Consider the following 17962-nt stretch of genomic DNA (forward strand, 5'->3'; position numbering starts at 1 on the left):
ATATATCCCAAAAGATGCTAAAATAAATCTAGCAAAAAGAAAAAAACTAATCCTCCATCTTAACCATCGCTTTAATTACACCATTTTTCGGATCTAACCAGCTTTCGAAGTTATCTTTCACTTTATCAAAATCTACCTTGTGGGTAATGTAAGTTGTAGGTTTTACTAAACCAGCTTTCATTGATTTAATTACATGCTCGAAATCTTCGATATTGGCATTTCTACTGCTCATTAAAGTCGATTCTCTTTTGTGAAACTCTGGATGATTAAATATTAAATCACCTTTTTGAAGGCCAATCAATACAAATCTTGCGCCATGAGCCATGTAGTTAATGGCATTGTTTATTGCTTTTTGATTTCCAGTTGCATCGATTACAACTGTTGGCATATCGCCATTTGTAATTTCACTTAATTGCTCGGTAACATCTGTAGATAAAGCATTTATGATATGCGCTACGCCTAATTTTTCTTTACAGAAAGCTAAACGGTCGTCGTTAATATCTAAGGCAATTACGTGTCCACCAGCAATTCTTGCGAATTCCATTGTGCCTAAACCAATCGGACCAGCACCTATTATTAATACAAACTCACCTGGCTGAATATCAGCTCTGCGAACACCATGAGCGCCGATAGCTAAAGGTTCTACTAAAGCTAATTCATCGTAACTTAAACCTTCGCCATGCAAAAGTGTTCTAGATGGAACTTGCAAATACTCACGCATTCCGCCATCGACATGTACGCCGCAAACTTGCATTTTTACGCAACAATTGGGTTTATTCATTCGGCAGGCAATACATTCGCCACAATTAAAATATGGAATGAATGTTACAGCCTCTCCTATTGAAAAACCATCAGCACCATCGGCTTCAACTAATTCGCCAGAAAGCTCATGACCTAAAACTCTTGGATAATTAAAGAAAGGTTGCGTGCCTTCGAAGGCATGTAAATCCGTTCCGCAAATGCCAATTCTTTTAATTTTTATAATGGCGTGGTCTTTTTTCAATTCAGGTTTATCAGTTTCTGAGTATTCAAAAGTTCCAGGTGTTGTACAGGTAAGGGTTTTCATTTTTTATCGTTTTTGTCAGCTTGATTTTTTTGATCATTGCGAGGCATGAAGCAATCTCCTTAGTTAAGTAAAAGGAGATTGCTTCCTGCCTCACCATCACGACAGCAGATTAAAGATTTACTAATTTATGCGTTTGCTAAAGCTCTATCTAAGTGAACATAACCACCATCAACATGGATAATTTGTCCTGTGGTATGGCTTGATTTATCAGACATTAAAAAAACCGTCATATTTGCAATTTCTTCAGCCGTAGTCATTCTGTTTTCCAACGGAATTTTTGAAGTTATTTCATCTAATTTGGCTTGAGCATCTGGTAAAGTTTCAATCCATGTTTCGTAAGCTGGCGTCCAGCATTCGGCTACAACCACTGCGTTTACACGAATTCCATATTTTAAAAGCTCAACTGCCCATTCGCGGGTTAAAGCATTTCGTCCTCCATTTGCCGCAGCATAGGCTGAAGTATTTCCTTGTCCTGTTTCCGCTGTTTTTGAAGTGATGTTTACAATTGCACCTTTACTTTTAATTAATTCTGGCAAAGCATGATGTGCCATTAAATAGTAATGCACTACATTTTTATGCAACGAAGCCATGAAATCTTCATAGTTTCCACTTTCTAAACCTACACCGTCGTTTACACCTGCATTGTTCACCAAACCATCAATCCTACCGAATTGGTTTATAATTTCAGCGACTACTTTTTTGCAATCATCAGGATTGGATAATTCTGCTACAAACTGAGCTGCCTTACCACCTTGTTCCTCAATTGCATCAACCACTTTCTGGTTATCGTTGGCTTTTCTTCCTACAATAACTGCAACAGCGTTTTCTTTTGCAAAAACCTCTGCAATGCTTCTACCAATGCCTTTTGCAGCGCCAGTAATTATGACAACCTTTTCTTTTAAATTTAAATCCATTTCAAAATATTTTTATTCTTTATCAATTCGTCTTCCTGCTCCCAAAGGGGATAAAAGATGCTAACCTTGCAGAGTTTTATTTCAATTCAATATCACAGATATGAGCACCAATTAGCAACAGATCCCTTTTTATCTGTGGTTAATTTATTTAATCATATTAATTACATCTGCCTTTCTTGATTCTGGCAATACTTTTAAATCTATTAATTTCCCATCTTTTAATGTTCCCTCAACCGTGGTTTTATAAGGTGCATGCAGTTTGAAATGCACATTCCAGTCTTTTGGCCATGCAGGGAAAAGAAAAATTTTCTTCCCATCAACCTGCATTAACATTTCCTGTAAGCCAATCATTCCAGAACCGCCCCAATTATGATCAGGTGTCCAATCGAAACCTGGCCCCCAAAATGCTGGAAATCTTCTACCTGAATCTTTTAATTTATCTGTTGTTAATTTTGCAGCATCTTCTGTTAAACCCAATCTAGCGGCAAAAATATTATCTTGTTTCCAACCTACATAACTTCTAAATTTAAGCACATCAGTATCATATTTAAAAGTATTAATTGCAGTATCTAGTCCTGGCTTTCCAAGGCCATAAATCCCCCATGGATAAACTGGGTACAACTGCGGACTTTCGGTATTATTAATCCGTTCCCATAATTTTGCAGGTGAAATTGTTGGTTTGCCATCAAAATTTCTAAAGCTAATTGATGGAATGGTTTTTAACATTTCAGCCCATTCTGTTTTCTTTTTTTGAGATAGATTAGGTTGTTCAATCAATCTTTGTAAAACCGTTTTTAAGGCAGCAATTGTAGATGTAGAATTATAAGCCATTTTATAAGTTTCAACGCCAGAACCTGGATATAAAACCAAATGACCATCTGCATCTAATGCTTTTGCACCGCGTTGCTTGGCTAAATATGTATAATGCTCTTTAAAAAAAGTAAGTGAACTTTCAATCAAAGGAAGATATTTTTCAATGTTTCGGTTGTCGTATCTTTCGGTTTCCAAAATCATCATACAAAATTCTAAAACCGTGTCCCACTCATATTCTAGCCAGGCATTATATTCCATGCCTTTGTTAAAATCAGCAGGTCGTTTCCAACCATATTCAGCAGGATTTGGTAAGCCAAAGTTTTCTAACTGTTCGGTGAAACTTGCACCTTTATGGCTCCAAGCAGCTTCCGTTCTAACTTCAGCATTTTTTAGTAAATCGAGATAGAAATCAAATTGGGGCTTCATCATATCGAAATCGCCACTTTTAAGCATTGGCCAATAAACCAAACGTTGATTTTGCGCAGTATGAGTTCCACCACCCCAGTTTCTAAAATCTGGTGTGTATTTTAAGGCCGAATCAGTTAATTGTGGATCGTAAGTAAATAAGCCACCGTTAAACTTTGTAGGATATTTACCAAAAGCGTTGCAACCCAACATGTAGCGAAACAACTGATAGTTTCTAGCTGATTGATCGGCAGCTTTATCATCAGAATTGATGTATATAAAGCTCTTCTTCCAGTAATCATTCCACCATTTTATACTGGCTTTTTGATTTGAATTTCTTTTTGATAGATTAGTTTCTCTTTCCCAATCTGCAACTGTTGCTGCTTTTCTCGCATTTAAACTTATCGTTATGTTTTGTGAGTGTGATGGCGATTTGCTTTTTAAAGCCCATGCTTTAAATGGTGTATTAAGATAAATGCCTGTGTAGTTTCCAGCCAAAACCATATTATCGCCTTGCATTAAACCGCCAAAAATTAGATTATTTAAAGGATTGAATAAATCTGATTTTCTGTCTTCTAAACCTTGTTGTTTCACAGCCACATCAAAAACGGTTTCTGTTTTATTTTGGTGGTAAAACTGAATACCATTATTTTTAAAAGCGATTTCATCTTTTAAAGTTTTCACAACACCTTGTGGTGCCCATTTATAAGAATTCTGGTTATTTTCTTTGCCTTTCGTAATTCGGTCTTCAAAACGCCAGGTTTCATAACTTGCTTCAGTTATAATTTTTTGACTTGAATTGATATCGATATGAATAACTGGATTGAAAACATCAACCCATACTTTAATTAGCGTATTTAAGTTACCATTTGAAGCGCTGATTTGTGCAAAACCATCTTTCAAAATCAACTCTTGCTTAAATGTTTTGCCTTCGAACGGATTTGGGCTAAGTTTTAGTTTTACCCTACCCAACTTCAATAGCGTATTGTTTTCGTCAAAAGTGCCGCTTTTTGATAAATAAAAATAAACTTCTCCTTTTTCTACCCAAAGATTTAAGCCGATATCACCGCCACCAACTGGCATGGATTCAGATGAATTTTGGCTCTGGCTAGTCCACACAACGTTTTCTTGTGCTTGAGTTGTTGTGATAAACCATAAAGACAAAAAGAACACAACAAAGTTATTAGTTTTCAAAAAAGTCGACCATCTGAAACAACCAAGGACATTTAAGTTCTTGTTGTAAGTGATATGTGTCTTCGTGGTAAAAATCATTATTCTATTCTTCTAATTATCCCAGTTATCAGTTCTAAATGATGAAACTGGCAAGCCTTCATTTCCAAATAAATCACCAACAATAAAATCATTAAATGCGTAACGAACCGCAACTGGATTTTTTACTTGCTCTGAAGAAACATTAATACTGCTGCCTTTTATTATTGCTTTTGCAGGATAAAATTTCCTATCAGCGCCAGCAATTTCGAATAAAGATAATTCTCTACTAAATGAAGTTAAGCCATTTGGTACATCTTTAAATTTAACGACGGCTTCATTTTTTTCAATCGTAATCGATTCATAAAGCGGACTGGTTGCGCTAAATCCTTTAATGCCATAAGTTTTGGCCAATGCTAAATAAGCCAATCGTTCGCCACCTTGTTTTTTCTTTGAAGGATGAATCATATTTTCCTCGCCAATATCCATCAAAACAGCCATCGCCGAATTTGATATTTTAGATAATGATTTGCGTTGTGCATCTCTCAAAAATGCAGAATTGTATTTTCCACCTTTATGAAATGGTGCTAACTGAGCATAATTGTATGGTGCAATTTGTGCATAATAGAAAGGAAATTCACCATTATCCCAATTCTTTCTCCAGCTTGAAACCATCGCAGGAAATAAGCTCTCGTATTGGTCGGGGCGCTCGTAATTAGATTCCCCTTGATACCAAATAGCACCTTTTACGCTGTAGCCAATTACTGGATAAAGCATTCCATTATATAATGTTGTTGGGGTTCGGCTTACTTCTTTTATCGAATCGCCTTTTGAAGGAATTTTTATTTCTGGAAAGGATTTTAAATCTTCTGGCGACATCCAGGCTTCGATTGAGGAGCCGCTATAACTATCATTGATAATACCAACTGGAACATCTAAAATTTCGTTTAAAAGTGTACCAAAGTAATAAGCTGTTGCGCTGAAATTTGCTACAACTTCTGGCTCACTAAGTTTCCATTCTGATGGTTTGCTGTTTTCTTGTCTTTCTGTAATAGATGAACGCGGTACAGTGTATAATCTGATATTCGGATTTTTCGATTTTAAAATAGCCTCATTACTACCAATATTTGGCTGACCTTTATAACCTTTCATCGGCAATTCCATGTTCGATTGTCCGCCGCAAAACCAAACCTCGCCAATTAATATGTCAGATAAAATCAATTTCTCTCCATCATTAAATTCGATGTTGTAAGGTCCTCCAGCTGAAGGTGTAGCAACTTTAACCTTCCATTTGCCGTTTTGGTCTGTTGTAATCGAATAGTTTTCTTTATTCCAAGAAGTGATTATTTTTACTTTGGCTGATGGTTTTGCCCAACCCCAAATGGCCACATTACTTTGTTGTTGTAACACCATGTGGTCGGTAAAAATAGATGCAGGTTTAACCGTTGCATTTGCAGCAATAGCAAATACGATTAGTCCAAAAGTTAATATTTTTTTAAGAAATTTTACGTTCATTTTCTTCTTCTTTTAATGCTTTTCTTCTCCAATAATTAGCTAAGATTGAGCCCGAAATATTCATCCACGGACTAAAAACCGCAGCCGCTAAACCAACTGTGCCCAATTTACCCATTCCGCCTGCTAAGCCCGATGCCATTCCTCCGTTTTGTAAACCAACTTCAAAAGCAACTGTTCTGGCAGATTTTTTATCCAAACCAAATACACGACTGAGCATGTAGCCAAATAAATAACCAGCGCCATTATGAATAACCGAGGCTAAAAACAACAGAAAGCCGACTTTTAATAAATTATCTCTTCCAGCAGCGGTTGTTACCGTTGTAAAATACACAATGCCAAACATAGATACATAAGGCATTAAATCGTCGAGCGTTTTAATTTTCAGCGTAATTAGGTGATATAAAATTCCGACCAAAAATGCGCCTGTAAAAAAGCTAAAAATCTCTACAGAATGCATGGCATCTTCAGGTAGTTTTTGCTCCAAACTATTCCAAAGCCCAAATGGAAGTGCTAATAACCATGCTATGCAAAAAACAGCGATCACCTTAACAACCTTTACGCCCTTCGGAGTTGCTCTTTTTAAATAATCATGAATTAACGCCGCACCAATCGGAACGATAACGATTTTAATGATTTCCATCATCATGTTAATGAATTTGATTTCAATTAGAGTTCCAGCCAGTAACTTCATTAATAATGGCGTCATTATGGGCGCTACTAATGTTGCTATTGCCGTTACTGCAACCGATAAAACCAAATTTGCCCTCGCTATGTAAACCATTACATTCGAAGCCAAGCCACTAGAACAAGAACCAATTAAAATTATGCCTGCAGCAATTTCAGTTTCAAAATGGAACACTTTAACCAACAATAAACCCATTAAAGGCATAATTGAGAAATGACAAAGTAATCCGATGAGCACGCCTTTGCCACTATTTGCCAAACCTGCAAAATCTTTTAAGCCCATTTGTATGCCCATACCGAACATAACAAACTGTACAACCACCAAAATAAGCCACTTATTCCTTAAATCTACGCTACCCCATTTTAAAAATGCCGATGGATAAATCATACCTGCAACAACCGCAGTAATGATCCACGCGGTGTATTGATAGTTTTTCAAACTTTCTAAAGCACCAATACCAATGGCTAAACTTACCGCTAAGATTAAAGCTGCAGGTTGCCAGAGCGTTTGATTAGACACAAACAAACCTGCAAGTAAAACCAAAAAGGCGATACCTCCTACATATAAAAACAGCTTACGAATGTTTTTCATAGCCGTTTATTTTATAAGTTCGGCAATGTGCTGTATGGCCAAAGCAGGACTAGCTAATATTGGAATACGTTTTTCTGATTCCTGCAAACCATCCACCACACGCGACATAGATGCTTGCGCCAATACAATCACATCAACTTCTGTTGAGAGTTGCCTTAAAGCCGCTGCAACCATTTCATCATGCTTTTCAGGATTTCCACCCATTAGTGCCTCAAAAGCACCTTCGCACAATTTAGAAGTTAATTCAATTTCTTTTCCAGCAGCCGCTGCTCTACGCTTCACCAAATCACTTGTTGGGCCTAATGTGGTTGGTAAAGTTGCAATAACACCAATTTTTTTTCCCGTTTGTACTGCTAAATCTGCCATTGGTTGATCAACTCTTAAAACAGGAACGCCAGTTAACTCTGCGGCAGCTTCTACAGCCGAACCAATAGACGAGCAGGTTACTAAAATATAATCGGCACCAGCCAAAGCAGCCGAACCTACATGGTCTACCACTCTTCTTGCTGTTAACTTCGTTAATTCGTTACGCGTAATTACGTCTTTTATCAAGCTATCATCAACAATATTAAAAACGTTAACATTAGGCAAATGCGTTGCACATAACTGTTGAAAAACAGGAACTAATGTTGCAGAAGTATGAACAAGTCCAAGGGTTTTAGTTTTCATATTTAGTTTTTTACTGAGTTTATTTTATGTTAATTATATCTTTCGAGGCCTGAACAAAAAAATCTTGTTTTCCTACCTGACCACCTTTAAAAACAATGTGTAAATTATTTATATCTGAATTTGTTGAATGCACTTTGCATAGTGGAGCGCCTGCGGTTAACGGCGAAATCATCTCCATTGCTTCAATTCCCATCGCTCGTGCAGCATAACTTGATGTATCTCCTCCTGCAATAACAAGCCTTTCTAAATTGGTTTTTTCTGCAACTTTTTTAGCGATTTCGCCAAGCACTCGACCGTAAACAATTGATGCAGTTGATTTATTCAATTCATTGTTATTAAATATTTTATCGGATTCAACGACTCTTAAATCATCATTACCTAGACTGGTATGTATTAAAACATTTTTACCATCAGAAATAAATTTTACAACTTGCTCAACATAGATTGAAATAAGGTTTTCGTCGATATCAGAATCTGATGAATATCGATTAGCAAAAGCAACAGTATCGATTGCGATTTCAGCAAAACCATTATCCAAAGCATATTTAATTTGCGATGAAGTTACTGGAGAACAGCTACCAGAAATAACCAGAATCGGTTTCGAACATTTGATATTCCCCCAACCGAGTTTATCCTTAACAATGCCTTTTTCTTTCCAGTATGAACCTAAAGCCATTTCTATTCCTGATGAGCCGACCGAAAACACGATATGATCCTGTTTAGAAGACTGCGCTATTATTTCTCCAATTGGAATTAAGTCCTCTGCCTTTAAAGCATCAAAAAGAACGATTTCATGATCACCAAAATCTACATCGAAATGCTTTTCAGCATAGTGATGAAGAGCTGTAATGTTAAAAAGCCCTATCTTTTTATTGGTTTGTTTGCCCAAATGCAGGCGTAAGTCACTTTCATCAGCAGGTGTAACTGGATGTTTACTCATAGATGGATGCCTGTCTAAACGATAAATATCACCATCGCTTCCAATTCCCATCCTGGCAAATAAATTACCAAACAAACAATATCTTCCTAAAGCTGGCGCTGCTACTAACAATGGGACGTAAGTTCCTTTAAAAACGGATTGGGCAACATCTATAGCTTTTCCAATGCTTCCAATAGTTGGCGATGAATCAAAAGTTGAGCAGACTTTATAATGAACGTGCTGTGGTTTGAGCTCTTTCAATGCCTCAAATGTTGGCAAAAGTTCAGCTTCCATTTTAACTGGCGATAAAGCCCTGCTTACACCCGCCACACCAATGGCTTGCAAATCGGCATAGTTTAATAACTGCTCTTTTGTTGGAACATCAATAAATAAAACCGTTTTAACGCCTGCTTTACAGAGAAACTCCAGGGCATCAGTAGAGCCTGTAAAATCATCGCCATAAAAGGCCATTAATAAGCGGTTATTTTCTTTGTTCTCCATCTTATTTTTTCCCGAAAACGGAAACTGATTGATTAAATTCTGAATATTTTTTTGCCGTATCTTCCACAGATAAACCATCTACAGCCCCTTGCCATGCTTGTTGTAAAGCAATAACTCCACCAGCAGGACCACTTGGATGCGCCATTATACCTCCACCTGCCATATACAACAAATCGACGGTTTTAGTCCTTCTATAGGTTTCTACAGCTTGCCCGCCCCACTGACCAGAGGAAACAACTGGTAATACTGAGAAGCCCCTTAAAAACGGCTTTAAGCAAGATTCAATTGAAGTCACCACAGAATCATCAGATTCCCAGAATTTGTTTTGAATACCATTAACATGGATTTGGTCTACACCTGCCAAACGCCATAATTTTTGATAAGCAGGAAATTCAATCCCCAAAAGCGGATGTCTGTTTATCATTCCCCAACCATTTCTGTGTCCATGAATGGCCAGTTCGCGGTTATCGCAGATCTTTTTAACGCCAGCCAATCCAACACTATTTAGGCTAATCATTGCTGAAGTCCCGCCACTTTTAACAATCTTCTCGTAGTTGCGTTGCATTTGGTCAATCTCGTCGCTCAGGTTAAAAGCATACATCACTTTTTTACCAGTTTTATCAGCATGAGCATTAATTACATTCATAATCGCATCTACCCGTTTATCAAAAGGAGAATTTGCCGACGAACCTAACAATTCATCATCTTTGATAAAATCGATTCCAGCTTCTACTAACGTTTTCACCAATTCGGCTGTTTGTTCAGGGCTCATTCCAATACTAGGTTTAATGATTGTACCAATCAAAGGTCGTCCTTCAACATTGGTCAATTTTCTACATCCGCTAATTCCAAATTGTGGACCTTTAAATACATTAGCATAAGAATCTGGAAAATCAATATCCATTAACTTTAAGCCTGTAAATTGCGTTAATTCATATAAATTGCCTTGTAAAGTTGAAATAAGCACTGGCAAATTGTAGCCAAAATTTTCTATCGACCAGGAAACTTTTATAACTGCTCTTTGATAAATTCCAGGTTTTAATTTAACGCTTGGAATAGATGGTTCCGTTGAACTTTCTAATTTTTCAATTGACTCTACCCTTGCCGCAAATCTTGCTTTCAGCTCTTCCGTCTCTCCTGGAACAGCAATAAAAGTTCCTGAAGATTGTTCGCCCGCTAAAACCAGCGCCGATTTTTCTAAATCAAGCGGTGTTTCAATGTAATATGTTGCTGTAATTCTTTCCATTTTTATTTACTTACAGGTAACCAAACCGACATTTCTGAATGGCCACGATTCCCCCATGCAAAATAAGGCACTAGTTTAATTTCAGCTTCCTTACTGTTGTTATTAACTGGACGATACAACACGTTTTTCCAGCTATTTGGTTCTACAATTTTTGCATTCCCAACCAAACTCATCATATCAGCGCCATCGATGTTAATTGGTTTTGCTTCAAATTTTGTGGTTGTTGGGATAAAGGCATTGAAAATACTTTTACCTGGCAAATCAGTCGATTCTAAGCAATACACTATCGGCCCTCGCTTAACGGCAATTTGATTTCTATTTTCTTCAACCAAGGGATTTGCTTCAATCAAAGTTGCTTCCATTGGAAGATTCAATTCAATTACATCGCCTTTTTTCCAAACCCTGTTTATTTCTGCATAAGTTCCTGAAATCGCTTTGATATTTTCTGGTTTCCCGTTAATACTGATTTGAGCATTGTGAGTCCAGGCTGGGATTCTCAGAAAAACTGAATAGGGTTTATTTCCAATCTCTTTTACAGAGATTTTAATATTACCATCCCAAGGATAATTGGTTTCTTCTGATAAAGAAATTTTACTTCCATCAGCTAATTTAGTAGTTAAGTTATTACCACCATATAAATTGAACCACAATCCTTTATCAGAAACACTGTATGCGTAGTCACTAACCTCTGCAATAGTTCTAACTACATTTGGCGGGCAACAATTTGATAAACCAATGTAAGGCACTCTATCTTTCGACCAACGCTGTTTGAAAGGCAAATCATTCGATTGAGCTAGCGGATTAGTGTATAAAAAGTTCTTTCCATCAAGGCTAATTCCAGATAAAACACTGTTATGCAAAGCCAGTTCCATTACATCAGCGTATTTGGCATCGCCAGTAATTTGCAGCATTCTCCAGTTCCAAAGTACGTTACCGATGTTGGCGCAAGTTTCATTATGTGCAGTAAAGTTTGGCAATTGAAAATCGCGACCAAATGCCTGATGAATTTTCTGAACATCGGCAGGATTATAAGAAGTTCCATCAGGAGAGGTGCCATCATAAAGAGAACCGCAACCACCTGTGATGTACATTTTATGCTGATTTACATCATCCCACATCAAATTCAAAGTATTTAAAAGCGAGTCTTTTCCCGTTTCGGCATATAAATCAGCAACGCCTGCATAGAGATAATTGGCTCGTACCGCGTGTCCCATCGCTTTCGTTTGTTTTAAAAATGGAATTCTGTCCTGATTATCATCCGTTCCATCATCAATTTTACCTTTAATCGCGATTAAATGATTGGCTAGATCTAAATAACGAGGATCGTTGGTGGTGCGATACATTTCTACAACACCCATATAATGCGACGGGCAAATGGCGTTTCTAGCCAATGTTGGCGATGCTGATTTGTAAAAATTATACAAATAATCTGTTGCTTTCTTAGCGATATTAAGCAAAGTCGTTTTACCTGTTGCCCGATAGTGAATGCAACCAGCCGTCATTAAATGACCAATATTATAAGATTCAAAACTTAATCTGTCTTGAAATTGATTATTTGAACCCGTTTTACGTTGTTCAATCATAGCCTTGGTGTAGATATAACCATCCTCACGCTGCGATTTTCCAATTACAACGATGGCCTTATCCATCATCTCATTCAGCTTTGGATTTTTGGTCGAAGCATATAAACTGGCTACGGCCTCTAAGGTTTTATAATAATCTCCATCATGAAATGAAGGGCCAGAATGTGAGCCCGTATCTAATCCAGCAGCAATTTCAAAGTTTTTAAAGGCATGACTAATTTTTGGGTCGTTGTAAATTGCCCACATATTTGGCACCATGGTTTCAGTCGCAACCTTAAACCGATCGGCCCAAAAACCTTTAGTCCAGGTTACATCGCTCATGTTTACGCTATGCAGCTTAGCATACTTACTCTTCGAAGTATTAACAAGTGCCTTATCTTGTGCGTTTACGCATAACGATGACAGACAAATAGCAAGCAAACCAATATTAAATCTTTTCATATTCTATTTCTCCTCCAACTGTATTACAACTGGTCCAAATAAACCAGCTGGATTCAAAGGCTTTCCTTCCAACCTGAAAGGAGCCGTTGTTTTTGTAAGTCTTTTATTTTCAGGTAATATACTATCGCCAATTAAACGATTAGCCCAGGTATTCACGACCTCTATCGTAATTTTATTTTCGCCTTTTTTGATGGCTTTGCTAATATCCAATCTATGCGGAGCTGTCCATAAAGTGCCACAGCTAATGCCATTAATTTTAACTTCGGCCATACTCGAAAACCCACCCAAATCAATGCAGGCATTTTTTATATCTCCATTGTAAATGAAACCTTTTGAATAGATAGCGGTTCCAGAATAATATTTAATTAAACTATCTGAATGTTTAGTCCAATCGATTAGTTCATTAAAAACAACAGCCTTAGATGGGCCACCGTAAGCTGCATCGAATTGAACTTGCCAGTCTTTAGAGATATCCAAAATGGATTTAAACTTATTGGAATTTGGCCCAGTTTGTAGCTGAGTTAAATCTGTTTTCTCATTAAATATTACGAACACTGAGCCATTTGCTGGTAATTTAAAATTGAAATAAGTCCTTCCATCTTTAATCGACCAGCTTTTTAAAGCGAGCATATCATTGGTTACTGAGTTGTAGATTTTCGGCACCCTTCCATTTATCCTAAATGAAAAATTAAATTCTCTTTGTTTAGCTTCCTGATTTGATATGAAGTAAATATCTGAATCGCTAGTTTTTCTATGAGTGAATGTTATATTTTTCGTTGGCGGAATTACGGAGCTCAATAACATTCTCGATGTTTGAATTTCAGTTATAGCTAAATCCTTTTCCAACCCCAAACTATTGAAATCGTTCCCCTCAAAAGGTGCTCTATAAATTTGCCCTAAACCGAGTTTTTTTATATAGATCGGTTTGCCGCCACTTTTAAATGAATCAAAATTACCACCCCAAATCTCTTCAACCAAATCATCAAATTCTGATGATTTAGTTTGCTTTAAACCAGATTGGTATAATGGTTTATCTGCAACAATTACTTTAGCACCTTTTTTTACAAGTTCAGAAAGCTTTTTAACGGCTTCGAAACTCATGTATTGATAATTTGGGTTCATTTTCATCGCCCCTGGAATTACCAAAATTTTATAAGCTGCACCACTTTCAAACACAACTTCGCCATTTTTAACAGTGGCTGTACTTAATACATCGGGATTAAAACTATCGTAAGCATAACCTCGCAGTGGATTAACCCAGTTTTCAGGATCGGCCATGTTTGCTGAGTGCGTAACACCTGCAGGAATTTGCCTTAATGGTTCGCCAACATTGGCCAAACGTTTCTTTTCAGATTGTACTACATCTTCGCCAAAAATACCAGGTAAAGTTTCAACCAATCGATCTGGTAAAACCGAACGACGAGGCAATTCTTCGCCCGTAAAAACGGTAATATCAACAACTGGTTTTCCTTGCTGCAATAAGTTTTGTGTTCGCTCTGCGTAATCAACCCATGCTTTCCCAAGCTTCCACCAGGTTTGGTCACGTTGAAAATACAAACCCACTCCATCTAAGGTTACACCAGGTTTTCTATCTGTAAAAGGATTTTGAACGAAAACGTGATACACCAACTTGTTAATTCCCAATGCATAATTTCTATCCTGCAAGGTTTTCATATTTGCTGGACTTTCATTCCAATCCATGCGAACAGTAGTAAAAGCTTCTGCCTGAATAATGTTTTTGCCGTAAATATGTGCACCTGAAATGGCATCCAACATATCATTTGGTTTATCGTGTGTCGGGCTATTTAACCAAAACTCGCCCATCGGTACATCAACAGTTTTGTAATGCATTAAACCATCACTCATCATGGTTGGGGCGATACTTTCAGCTGTAAAAGTTACGCCTTGCTCTTTTGCTAACTTCGCCAAGGTTTTGTAAAACTGGTCGACAACCAACTCAGAAATTGTTTTTCTAACATCGTACAAGAAACCTTCAGACACTTGTGCGCTTTCTACAGGCAAGCCAGTCATAATAGGCAGATAAGGTGTTAAATCATAACCTCTGCGTTTTAAAAATTCGGCCTTAAACAAAGGCGACCAGTTCTGACTGCCGCATTCCCAGCTATCGACATGGAAAGCGCTTAACACTTTCTTTGCAATTTCGGGTCCGCCGTGTTTAATTGCTTCGCCATACCAACTGTTGAATTGTAATTTAACAGCTTCAGGATTAAACTTATCGCTCTCTAATCCTTTTCCACCACCTGCCGTTGCATTGGTATGCCCTGTTGTAGTATGCCCAACCCTTAAAACCGTCCAGTTTCCTTTTGGAGCTTTCCAGTTTAATGTTCCATCTGGATTTAATTTATCCGTTAGGTTGATAATTTTATTTAATGGAACACATAGATCTTTAGCGATTTGCTCATCTGTACTTCTTTTACTTATTCTCCACACTGAACCATTCTTGCCTTCGAACTGATTAATTTGTGCTTCTGAGGATAATTCGAGATTAACCAACTTTAAAGATGGCTTCCACTTTGCGGCATCTAAATCTTCTGCCCCTGGTTCAGAGTCCTTTTTATCGTAAATAAATCTAAAATACTTAGCTGTTGTCGGTTTAATAGAATGCGATACATCTTCATCGGTATCTTGCCAGCCATGGCGTGGCGCTTCTAATCTTCCAATGGAGCGAAAGTTTTTCCCATCATCGCTCACTTCGATTGCCAGTCGTTGTGCCTGGTAATTATTTCCACTAATTTTGATGGTTACTGTACGGCAAGTAAAAGGTTTTTCAAATTCGTATTGAATGTAACAAGGTTCATTTGAGCCGAAGCTTTTCTTATTTCCTAATTGAACCAATCCTGTTGCATCGGCACCGTTACTTGCTGTAATTTTAGGTACAATTGTTCGTGTCGAAATGCCATCCCCAATTGGCGATGGATAAGCATACACTGCAATATCTTTATAAAAATTTTCCTTATGTTCTGGTTTAGGTAAGTTTACTTTATTAATTGAATGATTGATATTTAACTTAGACCAAACTACTTTTTGCATAGAAAGTTCAGGTGTAATCCAAGGTCCACCAGCCAGTGCAAAACCATCGCTAACATGCATTCCAATCTTAAGGTTTAAACGTTTTGCTTCATCCATTGCAAACTCCACCAATTTCCACCATTCTGGCGTTAATTGAACTGCGGGTGGAGAATATACAGGCGTTTTATCAGGACCTTGAATACTCATTAAATAAGCGCCTGCAATTCCATTCGTTTTCATGGCTTCCAAATCAGCAGTAATACCTTCTTTAGATGCCGCACCCTTTACCCAATACCAAAACACCCAAGGTTTTGCATTTTCGCTCTGTTGCGCATTAAGCGTGAAGCTGAAAGCACTAAGCAGAAAGAAGAAGAAGAGTTTACAAAATATTGGTTTCATTGGTGTTTTTTTTATCATTCTTAGGTCCGAAGCAATGACGGAAATGTGCTAATTATTTATGGGCAATTTTATAACCTCTTAATCCGAAATAGAGAATAATTAAATAACAAACTAATGGAATACTGTAACCAATTTGTATGTTATCGCCATACATATCTATTAGTGAGCCCATTCCAAAAGGTAATATGGCACCGCCTACAATCGACATAATCAACCATGAAGAGCCTGGCTTAGTATCTTCTCCAATGCCATCTATTCCTAATGCAAAAATAGTAGGGAACATAATTGACATGAAGAAACCCAAACCACCGAGCGCATAGACGATCACTACACCACTTCCAGCAATGGCAACAATGCTCAATAAAACTGAAATGACTGCGTAGATAGCTAAAAGTTTATTTGACGCGATAAATTGTAAAAGTGCTGTACCTGCAAAACGGCCAACCGTAAATAACAATCCATAAATTGCTAAATATGATGCGGCTGTTTTCTCATCGAAACCACCACCTTGCTGCGCCATCCTGATAAAAAAGCTTGTTACACAAACCTGTGCACCAACATAGAAGAACTGAGCAATAACAGCCCACCTTAAATGCTTGTGGCGTAATGCTCCAAAAAAACTACCTTTCGCTTCGCCATCAACACTTTTCGTTTTGATTTCTGGCAAATGAATGAAATAAAATATCACCGCAATAACCAGCAAGATTATTCCAAGTGTAATATATGGGGTTTTAACAGATGCTGCCTCTTCCAAAAAATAACTGTTTCGGCTGGCTTCTGTCATTGCTGCGAGTTCTTCTTTGGTATGTGATTTTCCTGAAAGAATAAAAAGGCCACCAATCAGTGGTGCAACCATAGCGGCTAACCCGTTAAAAGATGCAGCCAGATTTAGTCGGCTAGTGGCTTTTGAAGGATTACCTAATACTGCAGCATAAGGATTGGCAGAAGTTTCCAGCATGGTTAATCCACAACCAATGATAAAAAGTGCAATTAAAAAGGTGATATACGATAGATTATTAGCTGCAGGAACAAAAAGAAATGCACCGAAAGCAAAAGCTAACAAACCAGAAATCATAGTCGCTTTATAACCCCATTTTTTCAAAATCATACCAGCAGGTATCGCCATTAAGAAGTAAGCAAAGAAAACAGAAGTATCAATTAATGTAGATTGACTATTGCTCAGGTTACACGCTTTCTTCAAGTGCGGGATTAGAATAGAATCTAAATTATGCGCCATTCCCCAAAGAAAAAATAAGCTTACCACTAAAATAAACGGCAATAAATACTTCTTTCCTGATGATGGGTCTCCTTCGGTAACGATTTCTGGTTGTGTGTTGTGGTTCATTATATTTGGTTTATTTTGGATTCATTAGTTCAATGGTCAATAGTTCATTGGTTAGATTAGGCATGTTGACTAATAAATAAGTGAACCAATGAACGATTGATCTATTTCTTCTTCACTACAAGTAAATGGTCGCATACTAAAACGACTTCTCCGTGCTGGTTAATGATTTCTACGTGTTCGGTAACCGTTCCGTATTCTGGTCTTTTGCTCTCTCCTTTTTCCGAAATCGTGATTTCTGAATGGATTGTATCGCCAATGAAAACAGGTTTTACAAAACGCAATTTGTCATAACCTTTCGACATTGCCTCTGGATTAATTTCTGATGCTGTCAGTCCGATTCCAATACTAAAAATCATGGTTCCGTGGGCAATACGTTGTTTAAAAGGCTGAGTTGCACACCATTCCGCATCCATGTGATGTGGAAAGAAATCACCTGTATGGCCTGCATGAACCACAAAATCAGTTTCTGTTATTGTCCGACCTAACGTTACACGTTTATCTTGTAATTGATAATCTTCAAAAAATGTTGATTTGAAATACATAATTTTAATTCTTTATAGCATGATATTTTGCAACCATTTATTCTTTTCATGTCTTAGCCAGACGGGCTTTTTTCTTTTGACCGCAAAAG

12 protein-coding genes are annotated in these 17962 nt (G+C 37.4%); all 12 read right to left on the minus strand.

Annotation, left to right across the window (positions count from 1 at the left end):
- Window positions 1-46 precede the first annotated feature (46 nt).
- Window positions 47-1066 carry a zinc-binding alcohol dehydrogenase family protein gene (locus tag ACZZZI_RS19600; RefSeq protein ID WP_316758196.1) on the minus strand — a complete coding sequence of 340 codons (1020 nt, stop codon included), beginning with the start codon at window positions 1064-1066 and terminating at the stop codon, window positions 47-49.
- 125 nt (window positions 1067-1191) lie between these two features.
- On the minus strand, window positions 1192-1980 hold the full coding sequence (locus ACZZZI_RS19605; protein ID WP_316758193.1) for an L-fucose dehydrogenase: 789 nt from the start codon (window positions 1978-1980) through the stop codon (window positions 1192-1194).
- A 144-nt stretch (window positions 1981-2124) separates the two neighbouring features.
- Window positions 2125-4392: a DUF5703 domain-containing protein gene (locus ACZZZI_RS19610; RefSeq protein WP_463490870.1), complete on the minus strand. Its 2268-nt coding sequence runs from the start codon at window positions 4390-4392 to the stop codon at window positions 2125-2127.
- A 90-nt stretch (window positions 4393-4482) separates the two neighbouring features.
- Entirely contained in the window at window positions 4483-5922 is a 1440-nt protein-coding gene (locus ACZZZI_RS19615; RefSeq protein ID WP_316758189.1) for a sialate O-acetylesterase, read from the minus strand.
- Complete coding sequence (locus tag ACZZZI_RS19620; protein WP_316758187.1) at window positions 5903-7198, minus strand: bile acid:sodium symporter family protein; 1296 nt, start codon at window positions 7196-7198, stop codon at window positions 5903-5905. The genes ACZZZI_RS19615 and ACZZZI_RS19620 overlap by 20 nt, the downstream gene beginning before the upstream one ends.
- A 6-nt stretch (window positions 7199-7204) precedes the next feature.
- The gene (locus tag ACZZZI_RS19625) at window positions 7205-7867 is read right to left on the minus strand and encodes an aspartate/glutamate racemase family protein (protein WP_316758185.1); all 663 of its coding nucleotides are present in this window, start codon (window positions 7865-7867) and stop codon (window positions 7205-7207) included.
- A gap of 19 nt (window positions 7868-7886) precedes the next feature.
- Window positions 7887-9287 (minus strand): four-carbon acid sugar kinase family protein, encoded by a 1401-nt coding sequence (locus ACZZZI_RS19630; protein ID WP_316758183.1) that lies wholly within the window; start codon window positions 9285-9287, stop codon window positions 7887-7889.
- Between the two features lies 1 nt (window position 9288).
- A complete protein-coding gene (locus ACZZZI_RS19635; RefSeq protein WP_316758181.1) occupies window positions 9289-10533 on the minus strand; it encodes a ribulose-bisphosphate carboxylase large subunit family protein in 1245 nt (414 codons plus the stop codon).
- A 2-nt stretch (window positions 10534-10535) separates the two neighbouring features.
- Window positions 10536-12557, minus strand: a complete 2022-nt coding sequence (locus tag ACZZZI_RS19640) for an aceric acid hydrolase (protein ID WP_463490874.1) — start codon at window positions 12555-12557, stop codon at window positions 10536-10538.
- A 3-nt stretch (window positions 12558-12560) separates the two neighbouring features.
- The gene (locus ACZZZI_RS19645) at window positions 12561-15986 is read right to left on the minus strand and encodes a glycosyl hydrolase (RefSeq protein ID WP_463490876.1); all 3426 of its coding nucleotides are present in this window, start codon (window positions 15984-15986) and stop codon (window positions 12561-12563) included.
- Window positions 15987-16038: 52 nt separating this feature from the next.
- On the minus strand, window positions 16039-17331 hold the full coding sequence (gene fucP / locus ACZZZI_RS19650) for an L-fucose:H+ symporter permease (RefSeq protein ID WP_316758175.1): 1293 nt from the start codon (window positions 17329-17331) through the stop codon (window positions 16039-16041).
- A gap of 101 nt (window positions 17332-17432) precedes the next feature.
- Window positions 17433-17873, minus strand: coding sequence for a MaoC/PaaZ C-terminal domain-containing protein (locus tag ACZZZI_RS19655; RefSeq protein ID WP_010603407.1), 441 nt, complete (start codon window positions 17871-17873; stop codon window positions 17433-17435).
- Between the last annotated feature and the right edge of the window lie 89 nt (window positions 17874-17962).

This window comes from Pedobacter sp. AC190, assembly GCF_979258025.1.